This window comes from Corynebacterium ulcerans, assembly GCF_900187135.1.
Taxonomy (GTDB): Bacteria; Actinomycetota; Actinomycetes; order Mycobacteriales; family Mycobacteriaceae; genus Corynebacterium; species Corynebacterium ulcerans.
This window is the reverse complement of sequence record NZ_LT906443.1, coordinates 1,458,882-1,477,808: the sequence shown is the minus strand read 5'-3', so window position 1 is coordinate 1,477,808 and position 18,927 is coordinate 1,458,882. Positions and strand designations below refer to the sequence as shown.

Here is an 18,927-nt window from a genome sequence, read left to right as displayed (position 1 = left end):
TTGATGGCATGAACACTCGAATCGAAGCCCTGAACTTAGAAGGTATCCCTCGGATCCATCTGGGGGCGTCGAGAAGCGTGTTTTGGGAGTTGGAAGAATCAGCGGCACTGCGTGCCTCTGCTGCCGGGACCCCAACCCTGGAAAAAGAAGCATGGCTGGCCGCTGTGCTGTCTGCATACGGCAGTTGCGGCTTCAACATCACGAGTATCCACAATGCCGCTCTACACGGCTCTCGGGCCTGTGCAACACTTCTCTATTGCCCAGCTGCTGAAGCCCCGGGGTGTGCCCAATTGCCTACCGCCCCTGTGACCAGCGATGCCTACGTGTTGACCTCTCTCCACAGAGACCCGGCCGTGATGGGCAGCGGTATAGAAACAATGCTTCTCGACGCAGCCATCGTTCACCTTGCCGGGCAAGGAATAAAAGCCCTTGAGGCCTTTGCGTGGGACGAATCCTTTTGTGACGACCCGTTTAACCCACAGCCGGAAAACATTCAGCGCATACTCGCATCTGCGGAGGATATCGGATTGATGACGGTAGCGTTATTAGAATCCGCTGGATTTGAGATCATTCGGCATCATCCAGTGCTGCCCCTGCTACGGCTTCAGCTGCCGCCAGCGCACTCTTTGCTCACTGCGGAAGCCGCGGAACCTTTGTTTGCCAAAGTTCCGGTATAAGAGGAAATAAAAATGGTGGCTTTCCTCGAGGAAAGCCACCATCGAACAGCTTAAAGCATGCCCTGTTCTAACATCTCTGCGAACTTGTAGGTGCCTGTGGGCTGGTCATCGTCGTCAAGGAGATATAAACGCTTGACGGCCACCACAATTGCTTCTGCAATCGCATCTCGGTGCTTGGGATCAGTCAAGATTGTGACATCGTGTGGGTTGGTCAGATAGCCCAACACCACCTCGATGGTCGGCATCGCCGTGATGCGGAGCAGGTCCCAGGTCCTGCCATGGTTACCACAGTTGACCAGGTCAGTACGAGCGCTGATCTCGCGTTGGATGAAACCACTCAGCATTTCTCCAGTAAGAGAGCTAGTCCCGGCCTCAGAGCCGAAGTAAAAAGTGGCAACGCCATTTGCTTTGTCGTTCTGGTACTGATCGCATTGCAAACAAATCATCACGTCGGCGTCAAAAGCGTTGGCTATCTCCGCGCGCTCCAACTGTGAAGGATTATCCTGCCGCGGTCTAGAGATAATGGTCTCCATCCCTGCAGCGATCATGCGTCCCTCTACCCGGGTAGCAAGGTCCCAGAGGATTTCCTCTTCGGTGATCTCTCCGTAAGGGCCCTGCACTACTTGTCCACGCGAGTTTCCACCCAAAGAAGGGTCGATGACGACGCGCTTACCGGCAAGCATAGGGCCAGCATCGCGGACGCGCTCGCGCTCGCGAAGAGCCTGTGGAGAACCGCCGGTGATCCTGCGGCCAAGGCGCCCGAACGCACGGATTGTTTCGGGACCGCAGATGCCGTCGCTCTTCAACCCATAGTTGATCTGATAACTGAGCAGCGCCTTGTATGTATTATCTCCGAATCGGCCATCGACACGATCGGTATAAAAACCGAGTTCCTGCAGCTGCGTTTGCAGCTGCAGGACGTCGTCGCCAACGAAGATATTATTTGGCTCAAAGCTAAGAACTCGGGCGCCGAGCTTATATGAGGCCTCTCGGAGGGCACGGAGGGTGACCTCGTTGATCTCACCGCTAGCGATGATGCCCCGAGCCTGTTGCATACCCTTGATGACTTCGGCGAGTTCTTCGTCGAAGTATGTTTCGGGGTCAGTGAACGTTTGCCCCTTGGACTGCTTGATTTCTTTATCAGAGTCCGGCACAAGACCAAGGCGCGTCAGTGCTGTTCTGACTTCAGCGACGCGCGGGCTGCGGTCACCTACTCGCAAGATGTCAGACACACTGCTCCTTTCCAATAACGGGTGGTCAAGCCAAAATGCCGGTTAATGGCACAGTGATGGCTTTGTAATCCTCGTCAAAGGATACCAGTTACTGGTGTGAACGCAGTTTTGCCACGATTTCTGATTTTGGACGAACCCCAACAAATTCGGCGACCTTCTGGCCATCCTTGAAAATAAGAACGGTGGGAATCGACATAATTTGGAACATTGCGCCTAGGTTGCGCTCGGCATCCACGTCGACTTTGCCTACGACGACGTCGTCGCCCATCTCAGCGGCGATCTCATCGATGATCGGGCCCAGCTTTTTGCACGGGCCGCACCATTCTGCCCAGAAATCGACGAGAACTGGTTTATCAGAGTCAATGACGGTTGTCTTAAAAGTTGCCTCGGTCAAAGCGATAGGTGCATTCATGAGAGTTTCTCCTTATACGTAGGTGGTGGGTTAGGCGTTGAGTGATGCGAGATAATTCTCGGCGTCGATAGCACCACGGCAACCGGAACCGGCAGCGGTGATTGCCTGCTGGTAGTGGTCGTCGACAAGATCTCCCACGGCGAAGACACCAGGAACGTTGGTGCGCGTGGAAGGCTCTGCTACCCGGACATAGCCTGCATCATTGGTGTCTACTACGTCACGGAATAAGTCAGAACGAGGATCATGGCCGATTGCTACGAACATAGCCGTGACGTCGAGAACAGAAGTCTCTCCGGTGACAGTGTCCGTGAGTTCCAATCCGCTCACCGTATTCTCCCCCAGCACTTTGGATACGGTCTTATTGGTGAGGAACCGGATCTTGTCGTTGTTCTTTGCCCGTTCCAGCATGATGGCGGAAGCACGGAACTCCTCGCGGCGGTGCACGATAGTCACAGACTTAGCAAACTTGGTAAGGAAGGTCGCTTCTTCCATGGCGGAGTCGCCGCCGCCGACCACAGCGATATCATGATCGCGGAAGAAGAAGCCGTCACATGTGGCACAAGCAGAGACTCCCCGACCCAGGAGCGTCTGCTCGCCTTCCGCGCCGATATAGCGTGGTGCAGAGCCCGTGGCCAAGATGACGGAACGGGCATGGAACTCTTGGTCGTCGACCCAGATCTTTTTGATCTCGCCTTCAAGTTCCACCTTGGTTACCAGCTCCATACGGAGATCCGCCCCAAAGCGCTCGGCCTGAGAACGCATGTTGTCCATAAGATCTGGCCCCATGATGCCCTCTGGGAAGCCGGGGAAGTTTTCTACCTCTGTGGTGGTCATGAGAGAGCCGCCGAATTCGATTCCCTCGAAAACAATGGGCTTGAGCTCAGCGCGAGCCGCATAGAGAGCTGCGGTGTAACCGGCTGGGCCGGATCCGATGATGGCTACGTCGTGCACTGTGGTCGCGTTAGGCACGTTGGGTGCTTCGGACATGAGGTTGCCTTCCTAGCTGTTGTAACTGAATCTAGCGGGGCCAGATATGTGGAGAAAGCCCTTGTTGAGATCTCCGTAGGTGCTTTCGTGATTCTGGCTCAGTGTAGCCGTTAGCCGTAGCGCCTCAGCATTCTCATAGGTTACTTTCTTTTTCTTCCTAACAAGTGAGGGCATGCTTACATTCCCAACGTGATAAGGACAACGTTCAGGTTGCTTCTATGTGCTACAGCTCTTCGATAACGGGAATAAGGAGATCTCTCAGGGTTTTTCGTGCTCGAGCCCGGCGCGATTTGATTGTTCCAGGTCGAACTTTCTCTATCTGTGCAGCGACGTCAACGTCGTAGCCAGCGAAATCCACCAAGAGGATGGCATTTCTTTGTTCGGGTGGTAACACGTCTACCGCTTGGGCTATTGACATGGACATAGCGTGATCTCTGAGCGGATCATGGCTGAGTGCACAATCTAGCTGAGCGTGTGCTCCTAGGAATGGTTCTAACGGGAGATTGTCTCGATGTGTGCAGCGATGAATGTGGTCGTAGGCGGTGTTAAAGACAAGACGATAAAGCCAGGTGCTCAGTGAGGAATCGCCACGGTATCGTCCTAGGTTACGTGCAGCCTTGAGCATCGCTTCCTGCATGATGTCGTCGGCGTCGGAATCGCAGTAGCTGTGGCGTCGAGCAAGCCACCACAAGCTGTGATAATGCCTTTTGGCTATTTCATCAAATGCCTGGTTGTCTCCTTCGAGGAACTGGATAACAAGATCGGTGTCATGGATCTTTGTTATGTGTTGTTGTGCTTGTCTCTCGATGTTTTTCACGGAGAGCTCATGTCGGTCACCAACTTTGTGGCGCATGGCGTTGGTGACCGTTTTGGATGTGGCTGCATCATGTTCGATTGCGGTGGCCGTGACTGCACAGCTCACTATTTCCCCCCATAGTGTTTGGATGTCGCCTCCCTCCAGCGACACGATGATTTGCTTTTAATCTTGACTAAGAAAGATCGCCGGCAAGATATTCTGCTTGCACAATAGGTTGGATGTTGCAGAGCTATATAAGAAAGAATTTTAATGCCTTGACCTGCATAAATATGGTTTTATGGTTTTGGTTGGGGCTTTTTGAGCAACCTGCAAAAATAACTATGGGGACGCCAAGGATCGCGCGAGGTGATTTGTGGCAAGGTTCTGCGCAAAGGTGATAACCGAGGATTTATAACAAGAAAAAGAAAACTGTGGTGGGAAAGAATCGACGATTCTTTCCCACCACAGTCCTACACAGTGCGCTTAAGAACTAGCTACTACTGTGATGTTGTGTATCTTCACGGATGCGTTGTCGGGGACCCCCGTTACCCACACCAGAATGGAGGTGACCAACGGTTCTTTACCCAACGAGATCCGAGTCTGCATGGAAGAAACTTTGCGTTCTCCCAACAGCTGAGCGGAGTCTAGCGAAGAAACATTATCGTCTTCCACCCGATAGACAGAGATCTTTGCCGGTGTACCATCGCTTTCCACCACCACAGAGCTAGCCCGATGCGGTTGAGCAAGAGTAAGCAAGATGCCTGCCCCCTGCCCTTTTTCTATTGGTCCTGTAGACCATGCACTAGATTTATCTGGATCAATGGCCAACTGTGCAGTAGATGAGGACTCGCGATGTGGTGTTGTGCCACTAGGAGACCACGCGGAAGCGTTCTTAATGGGAGCCACGATGCTAGGCAGATCTAGCGCATCAGAGGGCTTAGAGTTCACAATCGAATCGCTGTTCAAAGGTACCTGTCCTTGGTCACTGCCAAAGAGGCTCGTGATGTAACCGGTAATCACAGCGATGGAAACAACGACCACTGCAACCGCCATGGCGATAATCGCACGGGCGATATTGCTAAACCCAGCGCTACCAAAGCCTGGTGTGTTTCGAGGCCTAGGAGTAGCTTCTTCCTCAACAACGAGGTGGTCCTCGGCAACAGAGGGAGCATCTGGAAGATCTGCGATGGCATGCGGAAGCTCGGTGGCGTCGACATGCAGAAGCGCAGTGATTTCTTGCGGAGCAGTGTCCACCTGAATAAGAGTGCCCAGAGCGGTACGAATACTGCGCATATCGCGTTCGTAGGAGGAATCAGACAAGACAGCGGGGAACGCAAGGATCGCCATGCCATCTGTATTGATACGGATACGCGCGTGATTATCAATGCCTAAGGGGGTGTGAGCGCTTTGAGCAAACTGTGCGGCCTGGCTGAGAGGCTCAAAAGCGTAGGCGGCAGCATAGGGATTAACCGGTTCGCTGGCCACAGAAGCCAACGAGGAACCAGCGACCCAATCGGCCACAACAAGGCAGCCGTTGCGATACGACAAAACCTCAATATTTGGTGCGATTGCTGGGTGATTGAGATTAGCCAGCGCACGAGTACGACGCGATACCTCTGCTGCCTCGCCCGCGGCGGCCGCAGGGCTTGCGGGGGCCTGCGGAGCTTTCCCGGACGTATCCACGAAGATGAGGGCTACTTCCCTACCCGTGGTCTTTTCTCTAGCCTGCCAGAAACGCGCAGTGGAGACAGAACCGTGGTCTGCCAACAAGCGGAATCGACCATCGGAAACCTGCGCGCCGGGGACCAGGCGTGGACCACGAACGATACCGGCGGACATCGGTGCCGGGATTGGCGTGGCGTTGAACGTGTCGTCGAAAGCGAGGGCCTCGTTGGCTATAGCCTGGCGCGTTGGCACCATAGTGTCGGTTTGCGGGGCACGCATATGGATGATGCGACGCATACCTGGGATGCGTTGCAGTGCATAACCAAGGTTGATAACTTCTTCCAGGCCCGAGCGTGAAAGCACGAGACCAGTGCATAGAAGGAAGACCACACCGACAATAGCGAGGTGCACAAGCATTCCGACGCTGCCCAAGGCACTAAAAAGGCCGCCCATAAACTGGTCGAGGACATAGCTCAGAGCGAGAGCGGCGAGGATACCTGCGCCAGAGGCGATAAAGGCCCAGGTGCTCGTTTTTAGCACTTCGCGTCCGCCGAGATTTCCAAGCTTGCGGCGCAAGAGCATTGCGCCGATGATCGCACCGGCAACGAATCCAAAGCCGTTGGCAGCACCAAGAAGGATCACTACTCGGCTGGGATCCGTGGCAGCCATTGGAGCGATAACAGAGAGAACTACCTTGGTGACGGTAATACCAGCGATGATAAACGTAGGTGTCCAGGCTTCTTCTCGCGCATAGAACACACGCAGATGCAGCAGCACGAGTGCATACGGCAGCAGGGTAAACGCAGCAAAGCTGAGCGTCCAGCCAAGGATGGTTGCAGACTCGGCGTCGAAGCGTCGATAAGCAAAAAGCCCGAGGCCGATGCGCTCGCCATAAGCCGTGAAAAAGACGACGATAGGGATTAACGCGATATAGGTGAGCTTTGAGCCGATAATGAGGTCGCGGACCACTGCTTTGTCATCACCATCGGCGGCATTGCGGGAAAGACGCGGCATGATGGCGGTGAGCAACGTGACACCGATAATGCCGTAAGGAACCTGCAACAACAGCCAATGCTGTTGGTAAATATTGGGTGCGCCCTCATCTGCAAAGGAAGCAATACGGGTTGTGATCATGTAACCGATTTGAGAAATCGCCACATACACAATGATTGCCGTGGCCATTCCCCCGAATTGCTTCAAACGCGCATCAATGCCCCACAGCGGTTTAAGAGATATGCCAGCACGGCGGATTGGGGGAATCATAATCAATGCCTGGACAACAACGCCCAGCGTGGTTCCTAGACCCAGAAGCAGCACGTGCGGGTCAGTGATCGTAGAAGGCGCTGTGGGATCAAGCTCGCCAGGAAGCAGCATGTACAACACAAGCACGGCAATGGTGATCATGTTGTTTGCTACTGGCGCCCACGCTCCGGGTTTGAAGATCTGCTTGGTATTGAGCACCGCCATGAGCAGCGAAAACATTCCGTAGAAGAAAATCTGCGGAAGCAAAATATACGCAAAACTAGTGGTTTGGACGATGTTGACCTTGCCATCTGCGCCTAGCATGAGCTGACTCAGTAAAGGCGCAGCGATAATCGCCCCGATCGTGACCAATCCGAGTAGAGCCGCCGCGAGGGTAAAGAGCCGCCGGATGAATGCGGCTCCCCTATCAGGGTCTTCCTTTTCCGCCCGAATAAGAACGGGAACCACCAAAGACGTGAGCACTGCGCCCAGAACAATCTCTGTAATGAGGTTGGGCAGAGTATTTGCGGTGTTAAAAGCCGAGGCGATGGCGCCGCCTAGGCTGGTGGAGATCAAAACGGTGCGCAGGAAGCCCGTAACACGTGAGAAAAGAGTGGCTATGGCCATGGAACCAGTGGAACGAACAACATCATTATCACTGGTAGAGGCGGTGCTTTGCGAGTCCTCGTCTGCCTGAGGCGCAGAATCATTCGTGGCGCCGGCTGCTGTGGTGCGGGCGGATTGTGCGTCCCTATCCACGGTAACCACTGAGGCTGTCTGTGACTCTTGTTCATAGCTTTCCGACGTCTTTCCCCCGGCTGGCTGAGCACCTTCAGAGGGGGTGCTCAGGCCGGCAGACACAGCGCTGTTGTCGCTGGAAGTATCAGCAACCGAGTGACGGGCGGGGTCCTTATCCAGCTTGGAGCGATCCTCACTGGGGTGCACCGAGGAACTGGTGTGACGGGGACGAGCCTCAGGGACTGGTGCGGGTGCCGCGGGAGGCACGATACGGTACCTGGTTCCCTTTTTAGAGGGTGTGCTCTCAGATGAGTTCACCTGGAATCCTGCTTCTTTTCTATGGTCGCCGCCACGGTTTTCGTGCGAGTCGGAGGGACGAAAACCTGTGTGGCGTCAAGGGGAAAGATCGGGGGCAATCAGTGTAGTGCTGGTTGTAGCCTCGAGAACTGTTGAAAGGGGGTGTCTTTATCTCTCCGCTATGGACGCGGAGATTGAAGACCTGTTCCAGAATCATCCGAGCTGGCATCACCACTGGTACGGTCGCCATCACGAACTGAGCCTTCACTGCGACGACGCGGCCTGCGTACGGGTGGAAGCCGCGTGGTTGATACAGGAGAAAGAGAACGCGTTGTTACTTGTGGTTCGCCATGAGTACGGCGTTTGCGTTTGACAAAGAAACGCAAGAAGAGCAAGGCAAAGAGTCCCAGAACTACAGTGAGGGCGATGCCAGATTGTCCCACAAAACCAGATCGTGTTTGTACAGCGATAGTCACAGGGTTGGAGATTGCCGCACCTGTTGGCGTGGCTAGCCATAGCTTGAGATTGGTTTGGTCATCGTCGTCGGGAAGCTGAGCGATCATCTGTGCGGTGATGGAACCTTTTGCCGGAATAACCAGGCTGTTTTTCACCTTAATTGAAGCGCCTTCAGGCCCGTTAAAACGAATGCGCGCATCAACGGGCAGCGGCAGCCCGTTCTTTGCCGCGATAAGTAGCGGTGAGGACGGGGAAAGTCTGGTGTACACGTTGCCCGGCGACAACAATGTGACGGAGCTGCGCAATTCCGTGAGCGCATCGCGATTTTCATTGGATAAAGCGGTGGCTCGGGCAATCTTCTGGTCAAAACTATTAATGGAACGTCGTCCGTTGACGCTGAGCGCGCGGAGTAAATCCTGCCGCAATGGCGCGGTGAAGTTATAGGGAGACAATGCGATGGCGGCGTCATTAATCATGAGACCCGTGAGATCGTCGGTATAATCCGATTGCTGGCGTGCCCGCAAGATTTCTGTGTCCGAGACTACTGTGGGATCGTCATAAGGTGCGCCATATCTGCCTTCTACCAGGCCGCTGCTAGAGATACTGCTCGGCGATCCATCGCCGCTTGCCGACGTCGCAGCCGCAGCCGCAGCTTGTGCAGCAAGTTCCCCTTCCTGCTGCTGCGACATAGTGACGTAGTCGCGCAGGGTCATAGGCAATGCGGAATGCTCCCGTAACAACGTAGAGATTGCCTCGAACCAGGAATTGGGGTTCCGTATCGATGTAGGCATCATCAACAGCGTCGGCTGTGTGTTCTCCGCGACAGCAGCATCGATAGCTGCTGCACCAGTAGCCATCCGAGCGGCCTCAGAATCGAGCGAATAGTCAAAGCGAATGTCATAATTGCCGTATCCCGCTGTCACTGGCTTTGGAGATGCCTGGGCAAGTGTGGCGGACAGCGACCCTTGATATGCTACAGAACGCACACCAGCTGCTAGCTGGCCAAAACGATCTACTTTGGGGGCCTGCCACACCGTATTGTCAGCGACGAGGACAGAAACCGGTACCTGAGCCGTAGGTGCAGTGGTTGGGACAGCGGAATCACGAACACTATCCAACGATGCCTCAGAATCTTTAGCTGGCGATTCCTTAAGCGAATCTTCATCCGGCTGGGATTTAGCTTCCTTAGCCTTAGCAGCCTCCCACGCTGCACTGATATCGCTCGTGGTTGGAGGTTGTGTACCATCCGCGCTTTCCTTTTGGTCAGCCCATCCCAAAGAAGCTGCAGCTTGTGCAGTGATGTAACCCGTGCCGGGGATCACGATATTGGATTCCGGGGTAACCCCCAGCACATCTTTAATGATTCCAGAGCCGCGCTGTAGGGCCTCACGCATCAACCATGGGTTGTTGGTTTTAGCCACCGCGTTGAGATCAGCATTAGCCCACGGCATAGCCACAGTGCAGGTATCTTCAGTGGCTTTTCCTAACTTTTCTAACCACTCAGCAGCGGCTTTTTGTCCCCTGCCAGGGACATGCTTTTCTGTTTCATCCTCAATATTCCAGGAATCGCGGAGACGTCTGTTCTCCGACACCGAGCTAGGCCGCTGTGGTGCCACGCTATATCCCTCAGACATACGCCGGGTGACATCAAGAAATTGCGGATCAATAGCTAAGCAGCTCGCTGCGCTGATCTCTGGTGTTGAAGCGCGTGCAGCGAGGTAGGCGTCGAGAAGCTGATCTAGGCGGCCGCCATGCGCAATCTCTTCGGTCAGAGCTTCCGAACGCATGATAAGAGGCGCGCGTTCGGGGGCCTCGCCGGTTTCACCACCAACGATATCGACTTCCGCTGTGATAGGCAGGACCATGCTGAGATGCTTAGGGTCCTGCGCTGCGCCCTCGGGCTTATGCGGTGCGGATGCAGAGAGAAGGAATCTCTGTGTGCTGTAAATACTGTCAGAGGCATCGTGCAGCCCAATCAGTATGGGGTAAGAGCCAGCAGAACGCAGCTGTAGTCCTCCGGGCTCTGTCGCCCCCGTGTCTATGCTGATGTCTATATCTTTGGAACTACCAGGCGCGATCTTTGACTGAATTGGAATTGGGCTTGCAAGATACGGGTAGGAAGAAGGTGCAGCCGCGAGCACGGTACGGGCACCGGCGACGGTCGGTTCTGCGTCTGCATGACGAGCCACAATCTTCGCAGAGCTCTGGTCGATCGGAGAATCGGAATTATTGATGATGCGGAGAGAAAGATGTATCTTTTCGCCGAGCTGGATATGCGAATCGACTTTAAGGATTTGTATTTTGACCTTGGCATTGACGTCGATTGAACGTACATCAGGGTTGATCCAACGATGAGAAGTCGGCCCCATCGGTGACAACGGAAGGGCATCTGCGGCAGCCTGTGGCGCATGTGCGAGCGTGGCACTGCATAAGGCAAGCGTCAGTAGCGCTGTCCCAGTGCGAGACAACAGGGATAAAGGAAATATTCCTAGGGCGAAAGGCCGTCGAGTGCGAGCCGTCGAACGGTTCTTGGGCGAATCCGATGGAACCGTCGCCAAAAGCTCAGCGGTGCTTAATCGCATATGTTCGCTGAGTAACTTGATGGAGGTGAGATTGATAGTGCTCACCGCGGGGTTTTCCTTCCCTCTGCCTTCTCTTTGATGGCATATTCTGGGATTAAATCGTGCGCGATGCGGGCTAGTTTACGCTCGTCGGCATAAGCAAAATGTTCAATAAGCTCATTGGCTGGGATCCAGGAGACCTCAGTAACCTCTGGATCCTCATCGTTGAGATCACCATCGACGTATCGCAGTAAATGGTGATGAACTGTCTTGTGAATACGCACTCCCTCCGATACAAACCAATAATCAATCGTGCCGAGATCCGCGAAAACTTCGCCGTGTATTCCAGTCTCTTCCCATACCTCGCGTTCGGCGGTTTTCCCTTTGTCTTCACCTGGTTCGACGTGACCTTTAGGCATGGACCACAAAAGGCGGCCTCTCCTATCGAGTCGTCCAATGAGCGCTACATAAATACGGGAAAGATCAACGTTATTGTTGTTGTCAACTGCCTCAGCCAGTCCAGAGATCACCAAACCGCCCGCGGAAGTTTCATCGCGAGTGTTGATCTTGGATGTCTGATACTGGTTCCGGAGGCTAGCGCGACTATTTCTAGAGCGATGAGAGGTTTGCGGTCGACGCCGGCGACGCTTATTTTCCGGTGCGGAGGTAGAGCGCTGAGCGGTGCGCTGTCCCGTCCGTGTGCGTCGTTTACGTCGAGTAGCGCGAGATTCATTATCGCTTGACTCGTTACCTTGCGGTGGCGTTGTTTCTTGGTTGTCCTTGCGCTTTACCGTGTTTCGTGTCGTAGTGGAGCGAGAACCTGTTGCACGAGACTTGTTGGATTTGCGGGTCTCGTTATTTTTTCGCCCGCGGGAAGAACTACCGTTAGCGTTTTCTTGAGACGGACTATTTTTGCGTTTTGAAGCGCGCCCCTCACCAGAAGCTTGTGCATTAGTGTTGCGCTTTGCCCCTGCCTGTTGGGTTGCAGAAGTACGGCCCCCTTCGGCAGTTCGATGCGACTGCGAAGAGCGCCCCGTCTGATCACTGCTAAAACGGCGTGACCGCGTGCGTCTTCTGCGCCGTGGTGCGGTGGATTCCGTAGAATTCACCGCATTTGGGCGCGATTGTTCGTTTTCGCTCATCTCGCTGATCGTATCCTTTTCAACCTTGAGAAGGTACCTATGAACCGCTTCTTTAAAAGAAAAGAGTAATCGTGAACAACGTGTGTGGCGTATTTAGCCATACATCTAGGTGGCAGATGACGTAGAAAATGGACTTCTTGACCCGAAAAGGTGGGAAAGATCTAGTAAATGAGGTGAAAAAATGTGGACGTGATCACCATAACTTTAACAACTATAAGTGAGTGATTACGCATTTGGATACCGTGATTTGAGTAAGAAGATTCAGTTATATTTCCCTGGTGGTGGGAAAATGGCTGATGAACTTGCCGGCAGTATCTTGGTAATGCAAGAGGAAGATACGTGAGTGGCGTCGTCTAGCCGGGGCGCAGTATAGAGAAATAATGGTAATGGAATTAACCAGGTAAACTCATGCGCGTGAATTCACAGAGTAAGCAGCACACAACCATTACCAATGATGGTTCGTACACCGTAGGGATAATGAACTCATCCTCCGCCGCGTCCTCTGTTGCCCCTATTGATGCCAACACTACCGAGAACGTCTCGGCAAGCGATTCACCGAACCGCATTGAGCTTCTTGCCCGTGCGCAGCGCACATTGGCAGATCTTGCTCCTCTGTTGGCCCCCCTCGCTCAGCTTTTTCAAGATCGCGGACACCGCCTTTACCTCGTAGGAGGTTCCGTGCGTGATGCTCTTCTCGATGAGCTGGGCAATGACTTGGACTTCACTACCGATGCTCGTCCAGAGATCGTGATGGAGATTCTCAATGACTACACACCTGTGGTGTGGGATACTGGAATCGATTTTGGAACGGTATCCGCAGAAAAAGACGGGCAACAAATAGAGATCACCACGTTTCGTTCAGACGTGTACGACGGGAAAACGAGAAACCCGGAAGTGCAATTTGGTGACACACTAGAGGGCGACCTTATCCGTAGAGACTTCCGTGTCAATGCCATGGCCGTAGAAATACATCCCACTGGTGAAATGACGTTCCATGATCCTGTCAACGGAATGGATGACTTAGTAGAAAGTGTCTTAGATACGCCTTCTGCCCCTGAGCAAAGCTTTAACGACGATCCATTGCGTATGCTTCGTGCTGCCAGGTTTGTTTCACAATTAGAATTTTCTGTCGCCGATCGCGTCTGCAACGCAATGACACAGATGGCGGATCAGATCGATCGCATCACTGTTGAGCGAGTGCAAGTGGAGCTGGATAAACTACTCTGCGGTCGGGCGCCATGGGATGGCATTGACCTCATGGTGGATACCGGGCTTGCTGAGCGTATTATTCCGGAAATCCCCGCGCTACGACTTACACAAGACGAGCACCGGCAGCATAAGGATGTGTATCTGCATTCGCTTACAGTCCTGCGCCAGGCGATGGAGCAGGAGGAGGATGGCCCCGACGTAGTACTGAGATGGGCCTCCCTCATGCATGATTGCGGCAAGCCGGACACCCGGGCTTTTAACGATGATGGAAAAGTGAGTTTTCATCACCACGAAATCGTAGGTGCTCGGATCATGCGAGCACGCATGCGCACGCTTAAATACTCTAAGCAGATGGTGAATGACGTCAGTGACCTTATCCGGCTACATATGCGGTTCCACGGGTTTAGTGAGGGGGAATGGACGGATTCTGCTGTACGCCGTTATGTAACGGATGCGGGTCCCTTGCTTTCCAAGCTGCATAAGCTTGTCCGTGCAGATTGCACAACGCGTAACAAAAAGAAGGCAGCCCGACTTCAGCGGACATATGATCACCTAGAAGAACGCATCGCGGACATTGCTGAGCGGGAAGATCTTCAGCGGGTGCGTCCTGATCTCGATGGAAATGAGATTATGACACTACTTGACCTTAAGCCCGGTCCTGACGTGGGTAAAGCATGGTCTTTCCTGAAAGAACTACGGTTGGAACGCGGTCCTTTGGAGCGCGAAGAGGCCATTGCGGAACTCAAAGCATGGTGGTCGCAAAACCATAATGCCGCCGACATGTCTGAGTTGGAAAAGTAGAAGGAAAATAAGGGAGGCGTGCGATATGTATGCAGATCGGTTATTTAATGCTATGGAGCGAAATGAACCTGCTCCGGGAATGCTACTCATAGCGGCGCCTTCTATGGAAAGTTCTGTGTTTGCACGGAATGTCATTCTGCTTCTTGAGCACAATGAAGTTACGACGTTCGGTGTGAACCTTGCTTCGCGGAGTGACGTCGCCGTGTTTAACGTGATGCCAGAATGGGCCCCGTTAGTATCCAAGCCCCAGGCTCTTTATATCGGCGGCCCACTTAATCAGCAGGGAGTGGTAGGACTAGGAGTTACAGCCCCAGGGGTGGATATTGCTGCGCATCCGCATTTCAATCGCTTAGCTAATCGGTTGGTACACGTGGATCTGCGAGCCCAGCCAGAAGGTATAGCGGCTGATCTTTCGGGGCTGCGTCTTTTTGCTGGCTATGTGGAATGGGAACCCGGCCAATTGAATGAAGAGATTGAAAAGGGGGAATGGTACGTGGCGCCCGCATTGTCTTCCGATGTGATTGCTGCTGGAAGCGTTGATGTTTGGGGCGATGTAATGAGGCGTCAGCCTATGCCGCTCCCCTTGTATTCAACGTATCCTATAGACGTATCCGAAAACTAAGTTTTCACTTAAGGTGATACATGCCCCTTTCTTGAGGCTTCTTATGGGTACTGTGCTCTATGTAGGGCTAGGTGCCCGGTTTCTTTTATTCGTATCTCCTTGGTGTTCACCTTTTCTGGAGGAAAATCAACAAAAGAGGTTGTGATGGTTTCACGTGAAACATCGTCTGAAATTCGGGCAGGAATTAAAGAATCCTGGGCGGTCGCGCTAGGCCTCATTCCGCTAGGTCTTGCTTTTGGCTTATTGGTGACGCAATCGGGATTCGCCTGGTGGTGGGCGCCAATTTTTTCCATCGTGATTTATGCCGGTTCAATGGAATTTCTTGCACTTACGCTTATTACCGGTGGGGCGGGTCCCGTATCTGCAGCAATCACAGCTTTTATGGTAAATTTCCGCCATATTTTTTATGGCTTAACATATCCGCGCCATCGAATTACATCAATTATCGGTAGAGCGTATTCCACGTATTCGCTTACCGATGAAGCCTATGCGATCGTTTCAGCTCGACCGGAGGCTGGAAATATTTCTAGTGTGAGGTTGTTGACGGTCCAGGTTTTTTGTCATGCTCTATGGGTTTTGTCAGGTGTTGTAGGAGCGTTAGCTGGCGTGGCCCTACCTTCAGGCATTCAGGGAATGGAGTTTGCTCTTACTGCGCTTTTTGTGGTGCTGGCGTGGGAAGCGTTTCGTAATAATCAAGATTGGTCATTGCCGTTTTTTGCCATTGTCTTATCTGTCATTGCGGCCCTGATCTCCACCCAGAAGATGCTCATCATTGCGCTCGTTGCTTACTTTCTCTTGCTGTTCGTGCGTAGCGTGCAACCACGCTTGGATGCTGCACTGACATGGAAGGTGAAGAAATGACGTTTGCTCAGTTGGGACTGCCCGAAGGTGTCACGCTTTCCTCTGTTATCCTCGTGCTTCTGCCAGTTGCTGTGGTCACTTTTATGTTGCGGTGGCTCCCCTTTTCTGCAGTTAAGTTACTTAAAGGTAGTGCCTTGATGTCCATGCTTGCGATAACTATGCCTGTGGGCGTGATGGTGGTGCTCGTTATGTACACACTTTCGGCTGCGCGGAGTGCCACGGGAGGTCTCGTGCCTGCGCTTATCGCCACGGCTGTTACGCTGCTGGTGCATTGGTGGCGGAGAGACTGTGGTCTATCCATTATCAGCGGAACAGTTTTTTATATGGTTCTGGTCAATCTTGTGTGGTGATTGTGCCTTCCCGGATACGCAAAGGCCGGCTTTCCAACCTCTAAACTGTAGGTTGGAAAGCCGGCCTTTGTTTCGGAGCAAATCAGCGTAGTTCAGGAAATTTTTCTATCGCCTCAAACCACAGTGCTTCAAATTCTTCTAGTGATAAGTATGCGGTTTCGATGTCTGGGAAGTCTGCATAGCTCTCTGGATGAGGGACCGTAGGCTGTGGTGGTGCTGCCATTCCCACTACTACCCCGTCGCGGGCTGCCCCGCAGACACTGTTGGTGGGATCCACTTCAAGGAGTCGGTGCAAACGACATTCGGTGGCATTGGTGGGCTCTAGCTCTGCAATATGATTGCTGGTTCCCACGCCGGGGATGGACATTATTGTTCTTACATAAAGATAGGAAGTCATGGGGCTCTCCTGAACGCAGTGGGTTTAGTTGAGATTGTCTGGCAAATTTCGAGCATAGCGGGCGGCAAGCCAGGAACACATCATGAGTTGTATCTGATGGAAAATCATCAGCGGAAGAATGAGCAGACCTAGGTTTGTCCCGCCGAATATCACGGCTGCCATGGGAAGCCCGGAAGCGAGAGATTTCTTTGTTCCGCAAAATTCTATGGCGATAACATCCCCCCGGTTAAAACCGAGTTTTTGTGCACTAAATTTGGTCAACCACAACATAAAAGCGACTAGGACGATGGAGAAAATAACGAGGAAAAGTACTTCCCAGGCTTTGACGGATGACCAAATTCCGGCGACGATTCCTGCGGAAAATGCGGAATAAACCACCATTGCAATGGATCCGCGATCCACGGCTTTTGTTGCTTTATTCGCAGCAAAGTCTTTGACCCACCGTCGCAGAAGTTGTCCAATGACAAAAGGTAGAAGCAGCTGGACAGCAATGTCCAGAAAAACTCCGGTGTCAATGTGCATTCCCCCCTCCGTAGTCATGAGCGCCATCACTAACAGCGGGGTGGCAAAAACTCCGATGAGGTTGGAAGCTGAGGCGCTGACGATGGCCCCTGCGACGTTCCCCCGTGCGATCGAAGTGAAAGCGACCGACGATTGGACAGTAGAAGGAACTAGCGTGAGATACAGGATCCCCATAGATATTCCGCTGGAAATAACCATATCGAGGGGCTTGAGTGCTAGACCTATCGCAGGGAACACCACAAAAGTAAAAGCGAGAATTGTTAGATGCAGCTTCCAGTTTTTCAGGCCGTCGAGGGCTTCTTTAGTGGAGAGCCGAGCACCGTAGAGGAAAAAGAGTAAAGCGATTGCAATTTTGGTTGCGGTGGAAAAGACATCGGCAAAACCACCGCTGGCTGGGAAGAAAATTGCAATGATGACCGCCAGCACTATGAGGACGATGAGGGGGTCAAGGTTCTTGATTTTGGCGAGCATTCTTTGAGTCTAGATCGGAATGCTCACAGTGTGGTTGTTATCGCACAATAGGTGTCAGGAGATCTTCGCTTTATCCCCTGATACCTCAAGAGACTTTGTCATGAGCGGATCTCGCGATGGGCCCTGGGTGACGGAGCCGTCTTTGATGTTAAATATCGAACCATGTTTTGGGCACTTCACTGTGTCGCCTTGGACGATCGTGATTTTTGCGTGCTGATGGGGGCAGTCAGTTGAATATGCTTTGTACTCCCCCGCAACCGGTTGGGCGATGATGAAATCATCAACGATGGTTGCGCTCCCCACGGGGACATCGGAAAGTGCTATTTCTTTGGCTTTGGTTTTATCGCCGCCGCAGGCTGCGAGCACGGCTCCCGCAAAAGTGGTTGCTGTGCCGAGTAGGAACATGCGCCTTGTGCACCTGGGGCTGTGGTTTGCTGAAGATGTGGAGTCATGGGTAGTCATAAAACCAGTATTACACCGAAACTGTGGATCAGTCACTAAACATCACAGTGACAAAAGGCAGCGCGGCTGAAGTTTCACGTGAAACATTCACTGCCCGATGGATACGGCGACTATATGCTTATCGACACGCCACCGGGCGTTAGCGAAGGCCTTCCTGTGTCGTGCGGGTTGTGCAGCGTGAAGAGCTTACTTGCGAGTTGCTTCTTTCATCTCAGCGATAAAAGCGGAAATTTCCGATTGCAACGCGGGCATGTCATTGATTGTTGCGGGCTGAGGGTGTGTACCAACACAGTGGCGTTCAATGATTGCTGTGATGGCGGATCCGGTGATTACTCCCCTTGCCCCGGCCGCCATCGCGTCGCGAACGTGCTGGGGAGTGGAAATTCCGAACCCGAGAAGCGTAGGGGCACCGCCGAATGCCGTGATGTTTGCTACTACGTCACTGAGTCCGCTAGTGGATGATTCCCGTTCTGTGCCGGTGACCCCATCGCGAGAAATTGCGTAGATGTAGCCTTCAGAATGTGCTGCCACGTCTCGGAGGGTATCTTCCGATGCCTGTGCGGGTGCAATGAAAATAGGTGCGATCCCTGCTTGTTGTGCTGCTGTGATGAAAGGTGCCCCCTCCCGTACTGGGACGTCGGGAAGCAAAATAGAATCGGCGCCGGCTGTGGCGAATTCTTGATAGAAGGTATCTAGTCCGCGGGTGAAGGGGACGTTGCCGTAGATCAGGAGTCCGATGGGCAGGTCTGGAAATTCTGAACGAATCTGAGCAATGAGCGATAAAGAGGAATCAACGGTTGCTCCATTATCCAAGGCGCGGAGATGAGATCGTTGGATGGTTGGGCCGTCGGCCACCGGGTCTGAGAAGGGAACGCCAATCTCAAGTGCATCTGCGCCGGCTTTGACAGCGGTACGAATGATTGCAAGTGATGCTTCGGGAGAAGGGTCGCCGAGCATGATGAAAGGAACAAAGGCTCCTTCATTGGATTGCTCTAGTCGGGTGAAAAGGTTGTGGTAACGGTTCATG

General features: G+C 53.1%; 16 protein-coding genes. 5 read left to right on the top strand and 11 right to left on the bottom strand.

The window, feature by feature from the left end:
- The first annotated feature begins 8 nt into the window (after positions 1 to 8).
- Positions 9 to 677, top strand: a complete 669-nt coding sequence (locus tag CKV68_RS06545) for a hypothetical protein (protein WP_180956340.1) — start codon at positions 9 to 11, stop codon at positions 675 to 677.
- A 50-nt stretch (positions 678 to 727) separates the two neighbouring features.
- Here the strand turns inward: CKV68_RS06545 and CKV68_RS06540 are convergent, their stop codons facing one another.
- From CKV68_RS06540 to CKV68_RS06510, 7 genes are all read right to left on the bottom strand, one after another.
- Positions 728 to 1,909 (bottom strand): N-acetylmuramoyl-L-alanine amidase, encoded by a 1,182-nt coding sequence (locus tag CKV68_RS06540; protein WP_013912682.1) that lies wholly within the window; start codon positions 1,907 to 1,909, stop codon positions 728 to 730.
- An 88-nt stretch (positions 1,910 to 1,997) separates the two neighbouring features.
- On the bottom strand, positions 1,998 to 2,321 hold the full coding sequence (gene trxA, locus CKV68_RS06535) for a thioredoxin (protein ID WP_013912681.1): 324 nt from the start codon (positions 2,319 to 2,321) through the stop codon (positions 1,998 to 2,000).
- A 30-nt stretch (positions 2,322 to 2,351) separates the two neighbouring features.
- Positions 2,352 to 3,308, bottom strand: a complete 957-nt coding sequence (gene trxB / locus CKV68_RS06530) for a thioredoxin-disulfide reductase (protein ID WP_014526481.1) — start codon at positions 3,306 to 3,308, stop codon at positions 2,352 to 2,354.
- 223 nt (positions 3,309 to 3,531) lie between these two features.
- Positions 3,532 to 4,230 carry a sigma-70 family RNA polymerase sigma factor gene (locus CKV68_RS06525; RefSeq protein WP_414017501.1) on the bottom strand — a complete coding sequence of 233 codons (699 nt, stop codon included), beginning with the start codon at positions 4,228 to 4,230 and terminating at the stop codon, positions 3,532 to 3,534.
- A gap of 357 nt (positions 4,231 to 4,587) precedes the next feature.
- Positions 4,588 to 8,067, bottom strand: a complete 3,480-nt coding sequence (gene murJ, locus CKV68_RS06520) for a murein biosynthesis integral membrane protein MurJ (RefSeq protein WP_095075844.1) — start codon at positions 8,065 to 8,067, stop codon at positions 4,588 to 4,590.
- A 158-nt stretch (positions 8,068 to 8,225) separates the two neighbouring features.
- Positions 8,226 to 11,129: a hypothetical protein gene (locus CKV68_RS06515; RefSeq protein WP_095075843.1), complete on the bottom strand. Its 2,904-nt coding sequence runs from the start codon at positions 11,127 to 11,129 to the stop codon at positions 8,226 to 8,228.
- Positions 11,126 to 12,205 carry an NUDIX hydrolase gene (locus CKV68_RS06510; protein WP_029975538.1) on the bottom strand — a complete coding sequence of 360 codons (1,080 nt, stop codon included), beginning with the start codon at positions 12,203 to 12,205 and terminating at the stop codon, positions 11,126 to 11,128. The genes CKV68_RS06515 and CKV68_RS06510 overlap by 4 nt, the downstream gene beginning before the upstream one ends.
- A 408-nt stretch (positions 12,206 to 12,613) precedes the next feature.
- Between CKV68_RS06510 and CKV68_RS06505 the strand changes: the two genes are divergently transcribed.
- The 4 genes from CKV68_RS06505 (at position 12,614) to CKV68_RS06490 (ending at position 16,048) form a co-directional block, all read left to right on the top strand.
- Positions 12,614 to 14,215 (top strand): CCA tRNA nucleotidyltransferase, encoded by a 1,602-nt coding sequence (locus CKV68_RS06505; RefSeq protein ID WP_013912675.1) that lies wholly within the window; start codon positions 12,614 to 12,616, stop codon positions 14,213 to 14,215.
- Between the two features lie 25 nt (positions 14,216 to 14,240).
- Positions 14,241 to 14,837, top strand: coding sequence for a YqgE/AlgH family protein (locus CKV68_RS06500; protein WP_095075842.1), 597 nt, complete (start codon positions 14,241 to 14,243; stop codon positions 14,835 to 14,837).
- Positions 14,838 to 14,981: 144 nt separating this feature from the next.
- Positions 14,982 to 15,698: an AzlC family ABC transporter permease gene (locus tag CKV68_RS06495; RefSeq protein ID WP_013912673.1), complete on the top strand. Its 717-nt coding sequence runs from the start codon at positions 14,982 to 14,984 to the stop codon at positions 15,696 to 15,698.
- On the top strand, positions 15,695 to 16,048 hold the full coding sequence (locus tag CKV68_RS06490; RefSeq protein WP_013912672.1) for a branched-chain amino acid transporter permease: 354 nt from the start codon (positions 15,695 to 15,697) through the stop codon (positions 16,046 to 16,048). Before CKV68_RS06495 ends, CKV68_RS06490 begins: the two co-directional genes overlap by 4 nt.
- A gap of 82 nt (positions 16,049 to 16,130) precedes the next feature.
- Here CKV68_RS06490 and CKV68_RS06485 read toward each other — a convergent pair whose 3' ends face one another.
- From CKV68_RS06485 to trpA, 4 genes are all read right to left on the bottom strand, one after another.
- Entirely contained in the window at positions 16,131 to 16,445 is a 315-nt protein-coding gene (locus CKV68_RS06485) for a hypothetical protein (RefSeq protein ID WP_095075841.1), read from the bottom strand.
- Positions 16,446 to 16,469: 24 nt separating this feature from the next.
- Complete coding sequence (locus CKV68_RS06480; RefSeq protein WP_095075840.1) at positions 16,470 to 17,438, bottom strand: bile acid:sodium symporter family protein; 969 nt, start codon at positions 17,436 to 17,438, stop codon at positions 16,470 to 16,472.
- A gap of 54 nt (positions 17,439 to 17,492) precedes the next feature.
- A complete protein-coding gene (locus CKV68_RS06475) occupies positions 17,493 to 17,843 on the bottom strand; it encodes a Rieske (2Fe-2S) protein (RefSeq protein WP_095075839.1) in 351 nt (116 codons plus the stop codon).
- A 243-nt stretch (positions 17,844 to 18,086) separates the two neighbouring features.
- Complete coding sequence (gene trpA / locus CKV68_RS06470; protein ID WP_095075838.1) at positions 18,087 to 18,926, bottom strand: tryptophan synthase subunit alpha; 840 nt, start codon at positions 18,924 to 18,926, stop codon at positions 18,087 to 18,089.
- Position 18,927: the final 1 nt, after the last annotated feature.

Bases quoted from the DNA above. Each gene is read 5' to 3' on its own strand.
- CKV68_RS06545 (WP_180956340.1), top strand. From the start codon at position 9: ATGAACACTCGAATCGAAGCCCTGAACTTAGAAGGTATCCCTCGGATC.
- trxA (WP_013912681.1), bottom strand. From the start codon at position 2,321: ATGAATGCACCTATCGCTTTGACCGAGGCAACTTTTAAGACAACCGTC.
- trxB (WP_014526481.1), bottom strand. From the start codon at position 3,308: ATGTCCGAAGCACCCAACGTGCCTAACGCGACCACAGTGCACGACGTA.
- CKV68_RS06510 (WP_029975538.1), bottom strand. From the start codon at position 12,205: ATGAGCGAAAACGAACAATCGCGCCCAAATGCGGTGAATTCTACGGAA.
- CKV68_RS06505 (WP_013912675.1), top strand. From the start codon at position 12,614: ATGCGCGTGAATTCACAGAGTAAGCAGCACACAACCATTACCAATGAT.
- CKV68_RS06500 (WP_095075842.1), top strand. From the start codon at position 14,241: ATGTATGCAGATCGGTTATTTAATGCTATGGAGCGAAATGAACCTGCT.
- CKV68_RS06495 (WP_013912673.1), top strand. From the start codon at position 14,982: ATGGTTTCACGTGAAACATCGTCTGAAATTCGGGCAGGAATTAAAGAA.
- CKV68_RS06490 (WP_013912672.1), top strand. From the start codon at position 15,695: ATGACGTTTGCTCAGTTGGGACTGCCCGAAGGTGTCACGCTTTCCTCT.
- CKV68_RS06485 (WP_095075841.1), bottom strand. From the start codon at position 16,445: ATGACTTCCTATCTTTATGTAAGAACAATAATGTCCATCCCCGGCGTG.
- CKV68_RS06480 (WP_095075840.1), bottom strand. From the start codon at position 17,438: ATGCTCGCCAAAATCAAGAACCTTGACCCCCTCATCGTCCTCATAGTG.
- CKV68_RS06475 (WP_095075839.1), bottom strand. From the start codon at position 17,843: ATGTTCCTACTCGGCACAGCAACCACTTTTGCGGGAGCCGTGCTCGCA.
- trpA (WP_095075838.1), bottom strand. From the start codon at position 18,926: ATGAACCGTTACCACAACCTTTTCACCCGACTAGAGCAATCCAATGAA.